The organism is Hyunsoonleella aquatilis, assembly GCF_014270105.1.
In the GTDB taxonomy this organism is placed as follows: domain Bacteria; phylum Bacteroidota; class Bacteroidia; order Flavobacteriales; family Flavobacteriaceae; genus Jejuia; species Jejuia aquatilis.
In genome coordinates, this window is record NZ_JACNMF010000003.1 from 20065 (window position 1) to 39172 (window position 19108).

Here is a 19108-nt window from a genome sequence, read left to right on the forward strand (position 1 = left end):
TAGTTATAGTCTTAAATAATTATTGATTTTGATGTTTTGCGCCTTTAAATCGAACATCAAATTATACAGACCGAAAAAAGTTCGGTTGATATAAATAAAATGTTTGGAACCACGGTTGCCATTCATTTTCCTTAAATCCGTGTTTTTTGAATATTTTTCACCGAGTTCTGCAATTTTGCCAAAAAATATGCCATCTGAAAAGTCGAAAGTATCCTTTTGAAATGGTTGTGTAAAAAGACTTAGCATTTCATGAAACATTTCTGTAAAAAAGGCCAGTTCCTCTTTTGAATCTTCTTCCTTCAGAATTTCAAGCTCAAACAGTCGTTTTGTAAAAAACTCCAGATTCATAATGTTTTCTTTTTTTGCGAGCTCGAAATAGGGTGCATAAAATTCCTGAGGGATGGATTTCATACACCCAAAATCAAGTGCTACTAATTCTCCTTTTTCAGAAATTAGGAAATTCCCAGGGTGGGGGTCTGCGTGTACCTTTTTCAACTGGTGAATTTGGTACATGTAGAAATCCCAAAGGGCCTGTCCTAATCTATTTGCCTTTACCTGATCTGTATTGTGCGATGCGAATTCCGAAAGATGTTCACCATCCATGTAGTCCATCGTGATGATGCGTTCGGAAGAAAGAGCTTTATAATATTTTGGAAATCTCAAATTAGAAATGTGCCCGCAAGCCTTTGCAATTTCTTGGCTTTGCTCCACTTCCAAAATATAATTAGTTTCCTCAATAAGCTTCTGTTCAACTTCTTTAAAATATTTATCTGAATCTTTTCCTTTGATATTGAACATGCTCATGGCCACAGGTTTTACCATGGCTAAATCTGAAGCAATACTCTCCGCAACTCCCGGATATTGGATTTTCACAGCAAGTTTTTTCCCATTCTTAGTTGCCAAATGCACCTGACCGATGCTGGCGGCGTTTACAGAAGTTGCGTTAAAAGTATCAAACAGTTCGTTAGGGTTTTTCCCAAAGTATTTTTTAAAGGTCTTGATGACCAACGGAGGGGACAATGGCGGTACTGAGAACTGGGCCAATGAAAATTGTTCCACATAGGCCTGTGGTAGAATACTCTTTTCCATACTCAGCATTTGAGCCACTTTTAAAGCACTTCCCTTTAGTTGCTTTAAGCCATCATAAATGTCAGAAGCGTTGTTTTTATTCAATCGCTCCTTGGCTTCCTCGTCTGAATTGACGAGTTTATCCCCGTAGTATTTCAAATAATTTACACCAACTTTAGCCCCAGTGGAAACCAGTTTGGTGGCCCTTTGAATTTTTGAAGTTGGTATGGTATCGATAGTTTTCATTCAATTCTAATTCATTTGAAATTTTTCTTTGAACAGAAATTTGCCCAAGTCTAAGACGCTTTTTATTGGAGCGATGTCCAGCACATCGAAAGTGGTATTGACCGATTTTTCGATGAAAATATCTGTCTTTTCAAAGGAGGCTGAGGTGTCATCCAACCAAAATTTCATGGTCATTAATAATTGTAACCAGGCTGATTCTTTAAGAGCATTGTCCTGAAATTTCTCAATCTGCGCTTGTTTGATATCCAGCATTTGAATGCCCAATTCACTAACATATTTGGTAAAATGGGTTTTTAAACCGGTTAGAACTTTTAGACCCTTAAGGTCATTTTTGTACTTATCCAAAACATGCTTTACGTAGCTTCTGTTTGCTGTGATATTTTCAAAGAATGTGTAGTAAAAGCTCAATAATTTATTCCTTGCATCAAAAATTTTGTAATCATCATTTTTATTCAATGCATTGATTGAATTGGTAAAGAAGGCCTCAAAAATTCCTTTTTCAACGGCCTCAAAGGATGCAAAATGTTGATAGAATAAACCTTCTTCAAAATTGTGAAGTTTAGCAAAAGCAAATACGGTTTTTGGATTTTCATCGTGCTCCAGCACATAATCCATGTACCAGCCGATAATATCTGTTTTTGAAATTGATTTTTTCTTAGCCATAATTCTGTTAATTACGGTAAAGGTACAAAATGTTTAACAAATATTAAAAAAAGTTAAACAAAAAGAATTATGGGAGTATCAGATTTTCCTATAGAGACCTAACAACACTGCTCATCCTTAACCAGTTTACAGCTGGAAACGGCCACAATTGCTCCGAGAATGGGAGCTAAAATATATAGCCATAAGTCTTGAAAATTTCCCGTAAATAGGGCAGGGGCGATAGAACGTACAGGGTTCATAGAAGCTTTGGTCATGGGACCTGCAAACATAGCTTCCAACAAAATTACACCGCCAACAGCAATGGCGGCCATTGTGCCTATTTCTTTGCTTCCCGTGGACACATTTATAATGACTACCATCAAAAAGAAAGTGAGTAGAAATTCTAAAATAGCGGCTTTATAAGCTGGAAAGCCCTCGGCAGGAACGGTTTCGCCCAAGGTCTGGCTTTCAGGAAACAAAAACCAGAGAAGAAAAATGGCCAGAATACCTCCAATGGCTTGGGCCAAAATATATTTGGGCACTTTTGGCCACGGGAATTTTTTTGCGAAGGCAAACCCAATGGTTACCGCCGGATTAAAATGCGCCCCGGAAGTTTCTCCAAAGGCATAGATCATAGCCATAACGATGAGCCCCCATGTTCCGGCCACACCGACATGGGAAATGCTACCTCCTATAATTTCGTTGATGGTCATGGCGCCGCAACCACAAAATATCATGGCGAAGGTTCCGATGCTTTCTGATATGTATTGTTTCATCATGTTTAAGTTCCAAATTTCAAATTCAAAATTCCAAGTTTCGGGCTCAACTACTGTAGGGAAGCATAGACTTCCTCTTTTGCAACTGGTTGGCAGGACATCCCCGCGTTAGGGATTGAACGGCCTGTTTGAAATCCCCGACGCAGGAGGGATTGAGTAGTGAAAGCCCGACCCTCCCGATAGCTATCGGGAGGGGAACGCCCAAATTAATATGAGGCAAATATACAACGTCCTATTTTAAGCTTTTGTTAACAATAAGCGGTTTTAGATTGGTTAATTTTAGGGTTTAAAAACCTAATTATTAAAGCTTACAACTATGAAAAAATTACTATTGCTGTTTATGGCGTGCGCCACAACGTTTGCGGTGCAAGCGCAATTGCAAACTCCTCAGCCAAGTCCATTAGGGAAGTTGGTGCAGAAGGTGGGCCTGACGGATGTTACTATTGAATATTCCAGACCGGGTGTTAAGGGACGAAAGATTTTTGGTGGATTGGTGCCTTACGGTGAGATGTGGAGAACGGGAGCCAATAAAAATACCATGGTTACTTTTAGCACGGATGCAACTGTTGATGGGCAGACCTTAAAAGCAGGGTCTTATGCCATTTTTACCAAGCCTGGTGAGGAATCTTGGGACGTGTATTTTTACTCAGACACCAATAACTGGGGCGTGCCACAAAAGTGGGACGAGAGTAAAGTAGCGGCGAAAACTACCGTAAAAGCCTATCCAATTCCTTTTAGTGTAGAAACCTTTGCTATGGATATTGGTCAGATTTCAAATAACGGTGGGCAGTTGGAATTGATTTGGGACAAGACCTATGTTGGTGTTCCTTTTACCGTACCCACGGATAATGTCGTCTTGAAGAGTATCAACAACGTAATGAGTGGCCCAAGCGTAAACGATTATTATTCTGCGGCGGTATACTATTTACAGGAAAATAAGGATATGACCACGGCAATGGAGTGGATTGATAAAGCCGTTGAAATGACGAAAGAAGACCCACAATTTTGGATTTTGAGACAGCAATCTTTAATTCATGCGAAGGCGGGCGATAAAAAAGGTGCTATTGCGGCGGCAAAATCATCTTTGGAACTTGCTGAAAAAAAAGGAGCTAAAGGCTATGTTAAAATGAATACCGATTCCCTAAAAGAGTGGGGGGCGTTATAAACGACTTATTAGATATTTAGATTTCTATAAAATTAGAAAGCGCAACTTTAACAGTTGCGCTTTTTTCATTCCGTTTTGTGGATTATTTATGAAATCAAATCAAGTATTAAAATGCCTTTATTTTTGAATTCATTTAAATACGTTGTCTCTTTATTCTGTATATTAGTAGTGCAATAGAAAAACGCCAATCTAAAATCGATTCCTTAAATGTCTGACCAAAACTCTCTTGACGAATCATTTTTAAAAAAGGTAGAAGATGTCATCGAAGCCAACTTGGAGAATGAGCAGTTTGGCGTCAATGAACTGTCTGACACGCTTGGCATGAGCCGTTCGAAACTACATAGAAAATTGAACGCTCTTACTGGAAAATCTACCAGCCAGTTCATCAGGGAATATCGTTTGGAAAAGGCTATGGTTATGTTGCAGGACAATGAGGCTACGGCATCTGAAATAGCTTATCGTGTGGGTTTTAGTAGCCCCACGTATTTCAACACCCGATTTAGCGAATATTTTGGTTATCCGCCGGGGGAGGTGAAATATCGCAGTTCGTCGTCATCAAGACAGGCTGATTTAAAAGGCTCAAAGTACCAAAAGGGGCGTACGCCCAAATCTTCACGTCAAAAAAATATTGTTATCGCTCTTTTAAGCTTGATTCTCATGATAGCTTTGGCCTATTTCGTATTTAACTGGCCAAAAGAAAACGGTAATGACACTTTGGGAATTGCCGAAAAAATGGATAAGTCCATCGCGGTACTGCCATTTAAAAACCTAAGCGATGATAAGGACAACCAGTATTTTGCCGATGGTGTGCGCGAGGATATTATCAATCAGTTGTCAAAAATTGGAAGTGTTTCGGTAAAATCCAAACAGTCTTCCGATAGGTTTTATGGTGACAATCTTTCTGGAGAGGAGATGGGGGAGGCGCTAAATGTTGACTACCTAATTAATGGCAGTGTTCAAAAGCATCAAGACCGCATTCGTATTATTGTGCATTTGGTGAATGCCAAGGACGATACCCATCTGTGGTCCAAGGATTTCGATCGTGAATTTGAGGATATTTTCAATTTGGAAAAAGAGATTTCAACCGATATTGCCAAGGAATTGGATATTGTTTTATCGCCGTCTGAGCTGGATCGCATTGGCAGAATACCCACCCAAAATCTTGAGGCATATAATCTTTATCTTAAGGGCAGGCATTTTTTGTATCAATTTGACCAGGAAGATTTCAAGCGTGCAGAAAGATATTTTAACCAGAGTATTGCACTCGATCCTCTTTTTGCCTTACCATATTCGGGGCTTGCGGAGGTAATTATGTTTAGAAACTGGCCAAGGGTGCCTAAAGATGATTATTTAAAAGCCAAGAAGTATGCCTTAAGGGCTATAGAGCTTGATGATGAGCTATCTTATCCGCATAGGGTTTTGGCCAATATTAGTTTGGAGTATGAATGGAATTGGGAGGAATCCAATAAAGAGTTCCAAATAGCCCTTGAGAAAGAGCCGGATAATGCCGTAATTTATTGGCTCTATGCCCGTAATTTTATGTTCGTCAATGGAGATTTCGATAAAGGTTTGGACTATGCTGATAAGGCTATTCAGCTAAATCCTGTTTTTCTGTACTCACATATCCTAAAAGCAGAGTGCTATTTATATTTAAAAGAATATGACCTAGCTTTACAGGAGGCCAATAAAGCTATTGAAATTAATGAACGCGATTTATGGGCATCTTGGATTATTTTTTTAGCCAATGTAGAACAAGGCAAAAACGATTTGGCGGTACAGGAATTGGAAAGAGGCTGGCGCTTGGACCCAGCCGGCCAAGTAAATGTAGAGCCTATGCTAAAGGTTTATAAAAAGGACGGTATCCAAGGTATTTTTAGATGGTTGAACGACTTGGATATCAACCATGAAGGTGAAGACCATGTGTACCACAGTGCTTATTGGATTGCCCAAAAATTCGCTTTTCTTGGTGAGCACGACAAAGCGTTGGAATGGTTGGAAATCGCCTTTGAAAGAAGGAATGCCGAACTGTACAGGATAAAGTACGATCACTTTTTTAAAGGAATGCAGGAACATCCTAAATTTCTAAGCATCCTGAACAGAATGAATTTGGGCGACTACGGTCACGAACGTCCGTTTAAAGACTAATACCATTTTTACCTTAAAATTACCTGCTAAAAATTGTTCTTTTTCGTTTATACTTCAACATAAAATGTAACCGTAGTTTGCGCTATGCTTGTATTTTCTTTTTCGTCTAAATAAAAATACCTGGTTCTTACCCAAGTAATCTTAAAGCAAAAAAGGTATAAATGACACAAAAATTTCCCGTTTGCAACATAATTTAAACACTTTAAATTATGTGCATCAGCCTTTAATTAAAACTTTGAATTTTTTGATACATAGCTGTTATCCCTTGCTATTGCTAATGTTTCATCTTTGTGTAAATCATTTTTCATTCACTTAAACTCACAAAATCATGAAAACATTAACATTAATTCTAGCCGTGTCCCTTTTGACCTTTTCTGTTTCTTCTCAAGACAATAACGCACAATTAATGGCCTATAATTCAGAAAAAATTTCTGACGTTGAAACTGTAAAACCAATTCCTAAAGTATTAAATCAAAAGTACCTGGATGAGGTTTATGATTCCAAAATGGCCATCCATGTTCGCTCCATAGTAAAGAATATTTCCAAGTATAATGTATCCAAAGCTAAGGGCTATACCGGGAAAGCAAAGCCATTTAAAACTGCTTTTAAAACCGATAAGGCCTATGTGGAGGTGTCCTATGACAAGCAGGGGAAAATTATCAGCACCAAAGAACGCTACGAGGACGTAAAACTGCCCGAAGCTCTTCGAGAAAAAATCTTCTCAAAGCACAACGATTGGGCGTTGCTGAAGGTAGATTATGATGTGGATTATAACGCTGATCGCGCTCAGAAAATCTATCATGTAAAAATTAGAAGTGGCAAAACCAAAAAGAAAATCAAGATCGATGCCGATGGGAATTTCATCAATTAAATTTAACATCAATTATGCTAGACCTCACAGGTTTTTCTCGTGCCGAGCGCAGTCGAAGTGAAAACCTGTGAGGTCTTTTCGTTTTATGAATAATCAAGATTAATAATCTTTCGGACGGCATCCAAAGTGGCAATCAATTCCTCGCTAAACGCAAAAGTCATCACATCACTTTCGGTTTTGCCTTCGCGTAATAAATTATTGAAGTGTTCGATTTCGAAACTATATCCGATAGTTTTGTATCCGAAATCTATAGTTTCCTCAGTTCCCTCATTAGGAATTAAGGTTACAGTCGAAGGAGAAAACCAACCACCATTTATTTTGATACTACCTTTTTCGCAGTAAAAGATAGCCTCGGTTGGTGTGTCCTCTAAAAGGGTGCTTTTTAAATGTGCTTTTACGCCGTTTTCATATTCAAATTCCATGGTGCAGGTGGAATCCGCTCCGTTTTCAAAAAAAGTAGCACTAGCTTCAATGGATGTAGGTGTTCCCAAAGTGGATAACCCCGAAAAAATAGGATAGATGCCAATATCCAATAGGCTGCCTCCGCCTAAGGATTTGTTGAACAATCTTTTGGAATTATCAAATGCTCTGTAAAAGCCGAAATCGGCTTCCAGTTTTAAAACCTGTCCATAGATTTTATCTTGCAATGCTTTTAGGACGTATTGATAATGTGGCAAAAAATAGGTCCATAAAGCTTCCATTAACAATACATTTTCCTCTTTTGCTTTTGCAACCATTTCGGCCACTTCTTCCGAGTTCATGGCGAATGGCTTTTCGCATAACACGGCAATACCCTGATCCAGACATAGTAAGGTGTTTTCTTTGTGCAGCGCATGTGGTGTCGCGATATAAACGGCATCAATGTTTTTATCCTTGGCTAAAGCTTCATAACTATCGTAAGCTTTTTGAGCATTAAATTTTGAAGCAAATTTGTCCGCCTTTTGCTGGTTTCTTGAAGCCACGGCATATAGATTTACGCTCTTAACCGTTAAAAGGTCGGTCGCGAATTTGTGGGCAATATTGCCTAGCCCGATGATGCCCCAGTTGATGGTTTTCTTTGTCATTATTGAATTAAATCAGGTTTGAATTTCGTAAAATCAAATAACTGAAGTAAAGTAGAATTAGAATTAATAAACCCAGAATACTTTTATCAATTTTTGAAATTCTTTTGAAATCTATGCTTAAAGACATTATAAGAACAAAAATACAACCAACAAAATTTAGCCATAAAAATGGAAGGTTGATATATTCGTATTCATCGAGAAAATAAAGCCCAATAACAACAGCCTGCGTAATTAAAGCTGCAATAAATACAGCATTTCCTTTTACGAACTTGAAAAAGAAGGCCAATAGAAATATGCCCAGTACGTTTCCATAAAAAATGGAGCCAATGATGTTAACCAGTTGAATTAAATTCTCAGCCAGATTGGCCACACAGGCCACAGCAATAGCAATAATGCCCCATAAAAAGGTAAACCATCTGGAGGCATTAACCATTTCCGATTCTGTTTTTGGGCTGGTATTTCTTTTGTATAAATCCATTGCGGTGGTGGAGCCCAGGGCATTCAACTCACTCGCCGTACTGGACATGGCCGCGCTCAAAATTACAGCCAACAACAGCCCAATCAGTCCACGAGGTAGATTATTCAAAATAAAATGAATAAACACATAATCTTTATCGTTGCTTTCTACTTTTATATCCAGCACTTCTCCGGCCTTATCAATCAAATCCCGAGCTTCTTGGCGGACATCTTCGTTTGAAGCATTCGCGGCAGCAATGTATTGCCCAGCATCTCGGTGCGTACCATTCACGTAGGCATCAATTATAATCTGCTTGTCCCTAAATATTTGATGTTGTTCTTCCTGTAAAGCTTTAAAGTCATCCGCGTATTCAGAGTTTAAAACCACCTCCGTTGCCGTTGGATTAAAGTTAATGGGGGCTTCATTGAATTGATAGAACACAAATACCATCACACCTACTAACAAAATGAAAAACTGCATGGGGATTTTTAAAAGGCCATTGAAAATTAATCCCAATTGCATTTCCTTTACTGATTTACCCGATAGGTAACGCTGAACCTGACTTTGGTCCGTGCCAAAATAGGATAACATCAAAAACGTACCACCGATAATCCCGCTCCAAAAAGTGTAGCGATTATTCAAATTGAAAGAGAAATCCAAAACTTCCATTTTGCCGCTTGCCCCTGCAATTTCTAATGCTTTTGTGAAGGTGATGTCCTGAGGTAATTTGTCCACTATCAAAAAGAACGCGACCAACATTCCGATAAAGATGACGATCATTTGATGTTTCTGGGTGACGTTCACAGCTCTGGTGCCTCCCGAAACCGTATAAATAATAACCAAAAACCCAATAGCAATATTTAGGGTCAACAAATCCCAACCCAACACCACAGACAAAATAATGGCAGGTGCGAAAATGGTAATTCCTGCGGCCAAACCACGTTGAATTAAAAACAAAATGGCGGCCAGGGTTCTCGTTTTTAAATCGAATCTATTTTCTAAAAACTCATAAGCCGTATAAACCTTTAGGCGATGGTACAGTGGAATAAACACCATACAAATCACAATCATAGCAATGGGCAACCCAAAGTAAAATTGCACGAAGCCCATACCGTCATTAAATGCCTGCCCGGGAGTGGATAAAAAGGTAATTGCACTGGCCTGAGTGGCCATTACTGACAGTCCAATGGTCCACCATTTTGAGGTGTTGCCTCCGCGGAGATAATCCTTTACATTTTTACTTCCTCGTGTCTGCCAGGTGCCATAGGCCACAATCGCAATAAGCGTTATAGCGAGCACCAACCAGTCTACCCAATTCAGCATTTGCATGTTTTAAAAGGCTTTAGTGATGATATAAAAGATGACAAAATAGAGGATGTTTGCCACCAAAACGATGGTGTACAGTTTATTCCATTGCTGTTTTGGAGCCTCTTCTTTCATGATTAATCGGTAAGTTTTAAGGATTCTCGAATGTCATCTTTTCCTAAAGACAGCATATTGGCAAACAGGCGATAGGCGCCAGAAACACCGGCAGGAAATTCCCTAAAAAAGCTTAACCCGGTATAGATGTAGTAGCCTTTGCCGTGTTTGGCTACCAGCAAGCTTCCTTCCTTGGCAGACTCACCTTTATCGTTCATGGATAGTACAGGAGTGAATTCCTTGCCCCAACTGTTGGCAAAATATAACCCGCGTTCCTGTGTCCAGCCTTCAAAATCTTTTTGGGTGATTGTATTTGGGAAATTTAAAACATCATGCTCTGGGGCCAAGAACCGGACTTCGGCATTCTCATCAGTCACCCGATCGTGGGATAAGGTAATATCATAAGGTGCAATCTTGTCTGTTTTTAGGCGGTATGAGGTGCTGTACTGCACAATCATATTACCGCCGTTGGCCACAAAATCGAACAGTTGCTGTTGTTTAAATTCTATATTGTCCAAGGTATTGTAAGCTCTAATGCCCACCACAACCGCATCAAAATTGCTCAAAGTCTCAGGGTTGATGTCGTCCAAGGTCAAAACGCGAACATTATAACCTATTTGCTCTAAACTTTCAGGAACTGCATCACCAGCACCTTGAATATAAGCGATATTTTCGCCTCGTTTTTGAATATCTAAACGTACCACTTTGCTTTCACTTGGCAACAATACGGTTTGAAACGGAATATGTTCATAGTTGATTTCTATCAATTCTTTGGTATAGTCTTGGTCTCCAATATGCACAATAGGGCCAATTAAGCCTTCACTTTGATTGTTAGGTGGGATGACGGTAAATACCAAAGTTTGTGTTTCGCCTTTATGGCCAATTTCTACCTTTTGCTTTTTCGGATAAATTTGCCAATCGTTAGGGTGACATACCTCTACGTTGCCTTCCAAATTGTCGCGCCCAGCTTTTACAACCACAGTGATATCCTGCTGTTTCGAATCGTTAAATATGATGACTTTTTCCTTAATTTTAGCAGAAGCTTCTGGAATGATTTCAAACGGACGATAGAGTTCGCCTTTATCAGGTTTGGAATACCGCTGGATAACAGGTTTTGTAATTTTTATGGGGGTGTTGTCAATTAACAAATTAAAATCTATGGTATAAGTGCGTGGGGTTTCCGGCTTGCCGATAAGCATTTTGTCATCTACTTGATACATACCCAATGTACCTTTTTTGTCCAACCAATATGGGGTGGTGGGCTGTGTATCGGCCTTTACTTTAAGCGCCTCTTTAAAGGTGAATCTAATATTGTTTTTTAATTCGATTTGCTTTGAAATATGCAAACCACTAGCGTTCTCATAACTCACCAAAGTGATAGGCGCATCACTCCGATTCAATACCTCAATATTCAAGTTTATAGACTCTCCGGGTGTTGCCCAATTGGTCTCTGCGGAGGCCACCATATAAAGGCCCGCGCACATTTCTATAATCGCTTTGAGCTCCTTTGTTTTTTGAGTTTTCCAATGCTGGTTTTCAACATTTTGAAGCAATTTATAGGCTTTTATCAAGTCCGGAATATGTACTGACGGATTTTTAAAGTTGAAATTTTCCTCAATCCCATTGAGAATATTACCAATGGGGTTGCCTCCTTCAATACGGTTCCAGGAGGTATCTATGCCAGCAAAGACATTGGTCTCGCCATTTAGCGGGTCACCTTTTAAAAACTCAATAAACTCGTCTTGAGACCCGTGAGAGAGCAGACGACCAAACCCTTGGCATAAATGTTGACTGCTGGCCAATGAGGCAATTTCGTTGTTGGACATCCCTTTTAAGGGATAATAGGTGCCGATATCTACGGAAATCATATTGCTTTTATCGATTTTGTCAAAAGCTTCTTTACTGCCGTAGCGCCACCAGCTCGTGTTGTAAAACAAACGTGAAGGTAGCCAAGTACTGGTTTGTTGCAACTGTTCGGGAAAGCTATTTTTGTCATTTGCCAAATCAAAGGCTTCCATGCTCAACATTGCGGAAGCGGTGTGATGACCGTGCGTACGGCCTGCGCGGCGATGGTCAAATCTATTGATGATAATGTCCGGTTTAAATTGTCGGATGGCTAACACCACATCGCTCAACACTTGGTCTTTGTCCCAAATTTCCAGAGTTTCATTGGGGTGTTTGGAATAGCCGAAATCGTTGGCACGGGTAAACAGTTGCTCACCACCGTCCACTCTGCGTGCCGCCAATAATTCCTGGGTACGGATGACCCCTAAGAGTTCACGAAGTTCTGGGCCGATAAGGTTTTGTCCACCATCGCCTCGGGTTAGGGATAAATAAGCCGTCCGCGCTTTAACGTGATTGCTCATGTATGAAATCAATCGCGTGTTTTCGTCATCTGGGTGGGCGGCTATATACAATACCGAACCCAAAAAGTTTAACTTTTGAATGGATTCATAGATTTCTGCCGATGAAGGTGTTGTGGGTTTTTGCGCTTGAACAAAGGACAGCCAGAAGAAAGCCATCCATAGGTAAAGTAGTTGTTTTTGCATAACTCGCGGTTAGTGATGCGCCAAATATAACCAAAGAAACCAGCGGGTGTGCTGGTTTTAAATTTTATTTAACGGTATCAAAATATCACCTTATTGTATATTCGTGTCATTTCGAACGTAGAGAGAAATCTCATTATTTATATGGTGTCACAACAACTTATGTGATGTCTCCTATCGTCGACATGACTGAAGGCATTTAAATCTGCCTCATATTTTTCAATTTACCTTTCTTGTCCTCAGGCTCCGGTGGGATAATCATGTGCTGGCGGTCATCAAAAAAGAGTTGCTGGATGGAATCCATGCGCTTCATCATCTGCTCGATTTGTTTGTTGTGGTTCATAAACCCACGTTGGAAGAAATTATCAGGGTAGAACCCACCGCCCAAGGTAGAGTCCTTTCCGAAAAAATCATCAAAAAAGGAATCCCCGAAAAAGGAGTGATTGTTAAAATGCTTTTCGAATTGGAGTTTTAGGCTATCGCTTAATTTGCCATTGGAAGAATAGCTGTAGGAATAAATGGAATCGTAACGTTTTAGGTTGCCAAACTCGTCGTACTCCTTGTTTACGCTAATGTTTTCATCAGGTTTGATGGCGTTGTCTTCGGCCTTTTGTGTTTTGTCTTGTCCTGAACAATTAAAAAATAACAGACAAAACAAGGCCATGAGTTGCACTGTTTTCATCGTGGTTTATTTTTGAATTATACTTTAAAACACATAAAGATTTTCAAAAAATGTGCCAATTGGAGTTGTGGTTGTGTTGGTGGGTTTTTAAGTGTCAGATTGACAGAATGAGGTTTGTTTTGGAATATGTTTTTGGCCACCACTTGTTACAAACGAGCGGTAGCGTTCGGCTTTATCGGCTTCTCTGCAAAAGCGTTTGCACAAACAGTACCGATTTCTCAGTGCCAATGGGTAAACCAAAGATTTGATCGATATTTTTGACGATGCCCAAGTGCCACCTCCCGCGGGTTCGGGGGAATGTGCGGCACCGAAGTTGTTTCAATATGCTTATGAAAACAATTTAAAGCCCATTGCGATGGCAGAGTTTTGGTGGGGAGCCTCGCCAAAATCTGAAGTTCGAAAACATAAACAGTTTTATCCCTCGTGCCACAGTAAATGCGAACCTATTTTGGGCCATATGATGCGGGGCCTGGTTGTTGAAGACAATCCGATTGAAAGCGTTGCCGAACATGACGCACCTTTGGAAATCGTTTATGAGGATGACTATTTGCTTTTGGTCAATAAACCTCATGAGTTTTTGTCCGTGACAGGAAAGCACATTCAAGAATCGGTATTGACCCGAATGCGTCGCTATTTACCAAAAGCCAAAGGGCCTTTGTTGATGCACCGTTTGGATATGTCCACTTAGGGATTATTATTGGTGGCCAAAAACGAAAAAACGCATAAAAACCTGCAAAAACAGTTTATTGACCGCACCGTAAAAAAGAGATATGTCGCTTTGTTGGATGGAGAAATCACTCAAAAAGAAGGCGTCATCGATTTACCTCTCCGCGTGGATTTGGATAACCGTCCGCGACAGTTGGTGTGCTATGAACACGGTAAACCTGCTAAAACTAAATTTGAAGTGGTTGAAGTGAAACACGGCAAAACACGGATTCATTTTTACCCTATTACAGGGCGTACCCACCAATTACGGGTGCATGCGGCACATGTTGATGGGCTAAACACACCAATTGTTGGGGATGACTTGTATGGCAAAAGAGGGGGCGATTGTGTTTGCATGCGGAGCGAACTGAATTCACGCATCCTGTGACTCAGGAGGTTTTGGAGGTGGTTTGTGGGGTGTCTTTTTAACCCAATCTGTCATTCTGAACTTGATTCAGGATCTAATTTTGTCAATATAGCACTAGATGTTGTGTGAAGTAATCTATAATCTTTCGTTTTTACATTGACAAGATTACTTCGGTCGTACCTTCCTCGTAATGACGGTTTTGTTTATAAATACTGATAAGTTTGTATTGATTTTTTGATAGTAAAATTTGAACTTCGCATGTCGAACGACATAGTTCATTAAAACGCAATCATATCTAAGCGTTATGTGTTATTTATACTCAACAATACAAATAGTAACAAACCAAAACAATAATGAAAAAACAATTTTTATTCTTTTTAATAACAATTTTAAGTCTTAATTGCTATTCACAAATCACTTTTGAAAAAGGATATTACATTAATAATTCAAATCAAAAAATTAATTGTTTAATCAAAAATATTGACTGGAAAAGTAATCCAACCGAATTTGAATATAAACTATCCGAAAATGGCAGACTACAATTGGCAAATATAAATTCGGTTAAAGAATTTGGTATTAACAATATCTCAAAATATGTAAGAAATAATGTAAATATTGATAGGTCTAGTAAAAACCTCAGTAATCTAAGTAATCACAAAACACCAATATTTAAAGAAGAAGAGCTTTTTTTAAAAGTATTAGTTGAAGGTAAGGCATCTTTATATCAATACGTCGACGGCAACTTAATACGATACTTTTATGATAATAGCAGTAAATCTAATATTGAACAATTAATCTTTAAATTCTATAAAACCTCAGTAAATAAAGTTGGTAAAAATAATAGATTTAGACAACAACTCTGGAGTAATTTAAAATGTCCAAGCTTTAAAATAAGTAAAGTTGAAAGTCTAAATTATAAAAAAAATGATTTGGTTGATTTTTTTGTAGAATATAACAACTGTAATAATCAGGAATATATCCATTTTGAAGAAAAACAAGAAAGAGATTTATTCAATTTAACCATAAGACCTCGCTTAAATAGTTCTTCATTAAGCACGCAAAGTTCTCTTTCATATATAAGAGACATTGAATTTGAAAATAAAATAGGGTTTGGAATCGGATTAGAAGCTGAAGTTATATTGCCTTTTAATAAGAATAAATGGTCAATTGTAATTGAGCCAACTTACAGAACAAATTATAAATCTATAAAAAAATCTATAATAAATAATGTTTCTGAAGGCACATTAATAGCTGAAGTTGATTACAGTTCTATTGAAGTAGCGTTAGGTTTAAGACATTATTTCTTTCTTAATAATGCCTCAAAAATATTTGTGAATGCCTCCATTATTTTTGATTCAAGTTCAGATTCATCAATAGATTTTACTGGAGATACTGGTAGTGCAGGAAATATAAGTTCATTAGAAATTAAATCTGAAAGTTCGTTAGGTATTGGAGTTGGCTATAAACAAAATGATAGATATAGTTTAGAGATTAGATATTTAACGAATAGAGAAATTTTGAGAAATATTGGAGCTTGGAGCTCAGACTATAAAACATTATCAATAATACTTGGATATTCAATATTCTAAAAAAACAACACATAACAAAGTATCCGCAATTACGGCGGATTCGTCTACGTCCGAATCCACCCGGAATTGCTAACGTCTGTGCCAAACCGAAAATTAACGCATATTAACCCGTAACAGGCGGTTATACGAGACCGATAAGCGCACCACTAAAAAAACTCCCATACTGTGGGAGTTTTTTAATTCATCCTAAATCCCAGCCACCGCAACGGCCGTGGAATTAATAATCTGTTTCAACTGCAGTTTTAAATCTTCGCTAGTATCATAAATCATTTGTTCTTCTGTAGGGAAGGGGACGGCACGGCGTTCCAAAAATGGAATTAAACTGGTTTCCAAGGCACGTCTATCGCCTCGCGAGGTGGCATAAATGTGTTCAAACCTAAATTCACTGCTGATGGGGAACGAATCGATCAATTGGTTGTTGCGCAAATCAACGTATTCCACATTTCCCGTTATTTGTGAGGCCTTAAATTGGGTAAACTCGTAGTATTCGCAACGTACGGTTTTCATACGGTCCACTTTTATGGCATTGCCCAAACTGTCCTTTACCACTTTCCCGTCTTCTATCAGTTCCTCTTTTCCATCGGCAATTTGCTTTTCCTTGATAATCTGGCGTTCCTTGATTTGCTCGGGCGAAATATTGATGCCTCTTAGGTTCACTCTTAAATTAAAATCGTAGTTCACATTCTCCTCCGGCGTACCGTGATATTGCATCCAAAAGTTATTGAGGCCGTAACTGCTAAAATTCAATAGGTCGTTTTCCAAACGTACTGGAATGATTTTCCCAGAATCGTTAACCATATCCACCAAAACAAAATCCGTTCCCCTTTGGTGAGCTACCTGCATAAGGGTTCTCGTATCCTTGAAATTTGGGTTGATGCTTTCAATTTTACTTAATTGATCATATGCCGCCCTGATATCCAATTTATTATTTGAATTCAGAAGTGCTTGGGCATTATTATACAGGCGTTGCGACGCTCCATTTTTATAAAATATTAGTTCATCAGAATAATCTTGAAGCTGGAAATTTACTGGCCTGCCTTGCACCTGCAACGGTAACAATGGTTTTAGCTTTTCCTGACGATTGTCCAGGCTAACGTAGCCATTAAAAATTCTTAGGTAGTTTTCCGGATTGTTGTCCTTTTTTAAAAGGTTTATGTCATTCAAATCTCTATCTACGGCTTTATTGTAGGCCTCTTCCAATAGCATAATAATATCTGCTTTTCCACGTCGATCTTTATTAATGCTTAGTTTGCCAATGGCATCGTTTATGGCTCGGTCGTAGTTGCCGTAGCTTATGGTTTTTTCCATTTGTCGTCTAGTACTGCACGACAAAATAAAGGCCAATAGTAATGAGGTAAGTAAAATTCTTTTCATGGGTTAAGGTTTATAGGTTTGGGGTTACCTTTCCAAATGTGGTGCCAAAATAATAATAAAACCTACGAAATGCTAATAAATCAGATGAAATGCAGGTGTACATCTAAATACGTAAGTTTATAACTACTAAATATAGCAAGCTGTAATCTAAAACTTAATCAGATTTCAAGCTGAAATGGGTATAAAGAAAATAGGCATTTACCAGAATCCCTAAGACGTTTATTGAAATCACAATGAAACTACTGATTAAAGCCCCAATTATAATACAGGCCAAACAAAGAGCTATTAGTATAATGTTCAATATCGGTGGATTTTCGTTGGCCCATGGATTGGTGTAATAGTGCACCACTTTTTCTATAGCTACAAGAAATGTAAAAAAGGCTGGTAAAAGATTGATAATGATAGCAGTAATTCCTTCCATTCAATTTTTTTGAGAGTGAAACAACAATGTTGTCAAAATTTATGGAAGTGGACTTGGGGTGTCTCTATACTTACTCAAGTTGAAGTATTAAAATTACGGCTAAAAACTTTAATTCTCAAAGCCAGATTTGAGAATATTCTGAAAGTTATTAACACCTCAGAATATTGAAAATTTCAATGACCTAAAAACTCCGATATATTTTCAGGCTGGAGTTGGGTTCCCTCCCCCATGGGGAGTCCCGATAGTTATCGGGAAGGAGGGGCTTATTTCTTCTTCTTAAAAACCGGCAATAATTTGGTGGAAACCTCACCAAAACCAATACGGGTGCCATCCTTTTCGCAGTAGCCCCGCATAATTACGGTATCATTGTCGTTGATAAATTTGCGTTCGGAACCATCGGCCATTTTTAGTGGTTTTTCCCCTTTCCAGGTGAGTTCCAGCATGGAGCCGTAACTGTCCTCCGTCGGCCCCGAAATTGTACCGCTACCCATCATATCACCAGAGTTTACAGGGCAACCGTTTACGGTATGGTGTGCCAATTGTTGCGCCATATTCCAGTACATATATTTGAAATTGGACTTGCTTACTGTAGTTTCCTTTGAGCCTTGGGGTTGAATAGCTACTTCTAAGTTGATATCAAAACTTTTTGGGCCTTTGGACTGTAAATAGGGTAGTTGTTTTTTCTTTGGTTTTGGCCCATCAACACGATAAGGCTCCAATGCATCCAAAGTGATAATCCAAGGTGAAATGGACGAAGCAAAATTTTTAGCCAAGAATGGTCCTAAAGGCACATACTCCCATTTCTGAATATCGCGAGCGCTCCAATCGTTAAGCAACACCAAACCAAAGATGTATTCCTCGGCCTCTTCAATGGGAATGGGTTCGCCTAAGTCGTTGGCATCGGTTGTGATAAAGGCCATTTCCAATTCAAAATCAACTAATTTACTAGGCCCGAAAACGGGCTCTTTTGCATCTCCGGGAAGTGTTTGTCCCTGCGGGCGATGCACCGGTATTCCCGACGGAATAATGGACGAGCTCCTGCCATGATACCCTACTGGTATATGCAACCAGTTGGGCAATAATGCATTTTCTGGGTCGCGGAACATACTTCCAACATTGGTGGCATGTTCAATACTGGAATAAAAATCGGTGTAGTCGCCAACATCCACGGGTAACTTCATTTCAATTTCATCCAATCGAAACAATACAATTTCCTTATGTTTTTTATTCCCTTTTAAAATGGGGTTTTCAGCATCAAATATTTCAGCAATACGATTTCTCACTGAGCGCCAGGTCTTTCGACCATCAGCAATAAAATCATTTAACGAATCTTGTAAAAAGATGTCATCAGTCAATGCTATTCCGTCAAAGTAGCCCAGTTGGTGCAGAGCACCCAAATCGATGGCCGTATCCCCAATACGCGTCCCGATGGTGATGATGTCATCACGGGTTAAAAACACACCAAAAGGGATATTCTGTATGGGGAAATCGGAGTTTTTATCGACGTGCAACCACGACGTTCTATCTGGGTTATTGGCTGACAAAGGCATAGCGTTTTGTTTTTAGTCTAT

General features: G+C 39.0%; 16 protein-coding genes. 6 read left to right on the forward strand and 10 right to left on the reverse strand.

Features of this window, described 5'->3' with window-relative positions; all coding sequences use genetic code 11:
* Positions 1-3: 3 nt before the first annotated feature.
* The 3 genes from H7U19_RS09075 to H7U19_RS09085 all read right to left on the reverse strand — a co-directional run bounded on the left by H7U19_RS09075 (position 4) and on the right by H7U19_RS09085 (position 2735).
* On the reverse strand, positions 4-1314 hold the full coding sequence (locus H7U19_RS09075; protein WP_186561611.1) for an ABC1 kinase family protein: 1311 nt from the start codon (positions 1312-1314) through the stop codon (positions 4-6).
* Between the two features lie 6 nt (positions 1315-1320).
* Entirely contained in the window at positions 1321-1977 is a 657-nt protein-coding gene (locus tag H7U19_RS09080) for a TetR family transcriptional regulator C-terminal domain-containing protein (protein ID WP_186561613.1), read from the reverse strand.
* 98 nt (positions 1978-2075) lie between these two features.
* Positions 2076-2735: an MIP/aquaporin family protein gene (locus H7U19_RS09085; protein ID WP_246454745.1), complete on the reverse strand. Its 660-nt coding sequence runs from the start codon at positions 2733-2735 to the stop codon at positions 2076-2078.
* A gap of 313 nt (positions 2736-3048) precedes the next feature.
* Between H7U19_RS09085 and H7U19_RS09090 the strand changes: the two genes are divergently transcribed.
* The 3 genes from H7U19_RS09090 (at position 3049) to H7U19_RS09100 (ending at position 6913) form a co-directional block, all read left to right on the forward strand.
* On the forward strand, positions 3049-3897 hold the full coding sequence (locus H7U19_RS09090; protein WP_186561615.1) for a DUF2911 domain-containing protein: 849 nt from the start codon (positions 3049-3051) through the stop codon (positions 3895-3897).
* A gap of 207 nt (positions 3898-4104) precedes the next feature.
* On the forward strand, positions 4105-6042 hold the full coding sequence (locus tag H7U19_RS09095) for a helix-turn-helix domain-containing protein (RefSeq protein ID WP_186561617.1): 1938 nt from the start codon (positions 4105-4107) through the stop codon (positions 6040-6042).
* A gap of 328 nt (positions 6043-6370) precedes the next feature.
* Positions 6371-6913: a hypothetical protein gene (locus H7U19_RS09100; protein ID WP_186561619.1), complete on the forward strand. Its 543-nt coding sequence runs from the start codon at positions 6371-6373 to the stop codon at positions 6911-6913.
* 83 nt (positions 6914-6996) lie between these two features.
* On the opposite strand, the gene H7U19_RS09105 is transcribed toward H7U19_RS09100, so the two are convergent.
* The 4 genes from H7U19_RS09105 to H7U19_RS09120 all read right to left on the reverse strand — a co-directional run bounded on the left by H7U19_RS09105 (position 6997) and on the right by H7U19_RS09120 (position 13081).
* The gene (locus tag H7U19_RS09105) at positions 6997-7977 is read right to left on the reverse strand and encodes a Gfo/Idh/MocA family protein (RefSeq protein ID WP_186561620.1); all 981 of its coding nucleotides are present in this window, start codon (positions 7975-7977) and stop codon (positions 6997-6999) included.
* A gap of 7 nt (positions 7978-7984) precedes the next feature.
* Positions 7985-9763 carry a sodium:solute symporter family protein gene (locus H7U19_RS09110; protein WP_246454747.1) on the reverse strand — a complete coding sequence of 593 codons (1779 nt, stop codon included), beginning with the start codon at positions 9761-9763 and terminating at the stop codon, positions 7985-7987.
* Between the two features lie 113 nt (positions 9764-9876).
* Complete coding sequence (locus H7U19_RS09115) at positions 9877-12402, reverse strand: PIG-L family deacetylase (RefSeq protein ID WP_186561622.1); 2526 nt, start codon at positions 12400-12402, stop codon at positions 9877-9879.
* Between the two features lie 196 nt (positions 12403-12598).
* Positions 12599-13081 (reverse strand): hypothetical protein, encoded by a 483-nt coding sequence (locus tag H7U19_RS09120; RefSeq protein WP_186561624.1) that lies wholly within the window; start codon positions 13079-13081, stop codon positions 12599-12601.
* Between the two features lie 244 nt (positions 13082-13325).
* On the opposite strand from H7U19_RS09120, the gene H7U19_RS16885 reads away from it, so the two are divergent.
* From H7U19_RS16885 to H7U19_RS09130, 3 genes are all read left to right on the forward strand, one after another.
* Positions 13326-13769 carry an RluA family pseudouridine synthase gene (locus H7U19_RS16885; RefSeq protein WP_246454749.1) on the forward strand — a complete coding sequence of 148 codons (444 nt, stop codon included), beginning with the start codon at positions 13326-13328 and terminating at the stop codon, positions 13767-13769.
* A 12-nt stretch (positions 13770-13781) separates the two neighbouring features.
* Positions 13782-14174, forward strand: a complete 393-nt coding sequence (locus tag H7U19_RS16890) for an RluA family pseudouridine synthase (RefSeq protein ID WP_343069089.1) — start codon at positions 13782-13784, stop codon at positions 14172-14174.
* Positions 14175-14506: 332 nt separating this feature from the next.
* Positions 14507-15742, forward strand: a complete 1236-nt coding sequence (locus H7U19_RS09130; protein WP_186561626.1) for a tRNA modification GTPase — start codon at positions 14507-14509, stop codon at positions 15740-15742.
* A 186-nt stretch (positions 15743-15928) separates the two neighbouring features.
* On the opposite strand, the gene H7U19_RS09135 is transcribed toward H7U19_RS09130, so the two are convergent.
* The 3 genes from H7U19_RS09135 to fahA form a co-directional block, all read right to left on the reverse strand.
* Positions 15929-17116 (reverse strand): hypothetical protein, encoded by a 1188-nt coding sequence (locus H7U19_RS09135; protein WP_186561628.1) that lies wholly within the window; start codon positions 17114-17116, stop codon positions 15929-15931.
* Positions 17117-17270: 154 nt separating this feature from the next.
* Positions 17271-17537: a hypothetical protein gene (locus H7U19_RS09140; RefSeq protein WP_186561630.1), complete on the reverse strand. Its 267-nt coding sequence runs from the start codon at positions 17535-17537 to the stop codon at positions 17271-17273.
* A gap of 263 nt (positions 17538-17800) precedes the next feature.
* On the reverse strand, positions 17801-19087 hold the full coding sequence (fahA, locus tag H7U19_RS09145; RefSeq protein WP_186561632.1) for a fumarylacetoacetase: 1287 nt from the start codon (positions 19085-19087) through the stop codon (positions 17801-17803).
* Positions 19088-19108 lie beyond the last annotated feature (21 nt).

What these genes read in the sequence shown, in the direction of transcription:
- H7U19_RS09080 (WP_186561613.1), bottom strand. Translation starts at nt 1,977, where the DNA reads ATGGCTAAGAAAAAATCAATTTCAAAAACAGATATTATCGGCTGGTAC.
- H7U19_RS09100 (WP_186561619.1), top strand. Translation starts at nt 6,371, where the DNA reads ATGAAAACATTAACATTAATTCTAGCCGTGTCCCTTTTGACCTTTTCT.
- H7U19_RS09075 (WP_186561611.1), bottom strand. Translation starts at nt 1,314, where the DNA reads ATGAAAACTATCGATACCATACCAACTTCAAAAATTCAAAGGGCCACC.
- H7U19_RS09085 (WP_246454745.1), bottom strand. Translation starts at nt 2,735, where the DNA reads ATGATGAAACAATACATATCAGAAAGCATCGGAACCTTCGCCATGATA.
- H7U19_RS09090 (WP_186561615.1), top strand. Translation starts at nt 3,049, where the DNA reads ATGAAAAAATTACTATTGCTGTTTATGGCGTGCGCCACAACGTTTGCG.
- fahA (WP_186561632.1), bottom strand. Translation starts at nt 19,087, where the DNA reads ATGCCTTTGTCAGCCAATAACCCAGATAGAACGTCGTGGTTGCACGTC.
- H7U19_RS09140 (WP_186561630.1), bottom strand. Translation starts at nt 17,537, where the DNA reads ATGGAAGGAATTACTGCTATCATTATCAATCTTTTACCAGCCTTTTTT.
- H7U19_RS09135 (WP_186561628.1), bottom strand. Translation starts at nt 17,116, where the DNA reads ATGAAAAGAATTTTACTTACCTCATTACTATTGGCCTTTATTTTGTCG.
- H7U19_RS09105 (WP_186561620.1), bottom strand. Translation starts at nt 7,977, where the DNA reads ATGACAAAGAAAACCATCAACTGGGGCATCATCGGGCTAGGCAATATT.
- H7U19_RS09115 (WP_186561622.1), bottom strand. Translation starts at nt 12,402, where the DNA reads ATGCAAAAACAACTACTTTACCTATGGATGGCTTTCTTCTGGCTGTCC.
- H7U19_RS09110 (WP_246454747.1), bottom strand. Translation starts at nt 9,763, where the DNA reads ATGCAAATGCTGAATTGGGTAGACTGGTTGGTGCTCGCTATAACGCTT.
- H7U19_RS09095 (WP_186561617.1), top strand. Translation starts at nt 4,105, where the DNA reads ATGTCTGACCAAAACTCTCTTGACGAATCATTTTTAAAAAAGGTAGAA.
- H7U19_RS09120 (WP_186561624.1), bottom strand. Translation starts at nt 13,081, where the DNA reads ATGAAAACAGTGCAACTCATGGCCTTGTTTTGTCTGTTATTTTTTAAT.
- H7U19_RS09130 (WP_186561626.1), top strand. Translation starts at nt 14,507, where the DNA reads ATGAAAAAACAATTTTTATTCTTTTTAATAACAATTTTAAGTCTTAAT.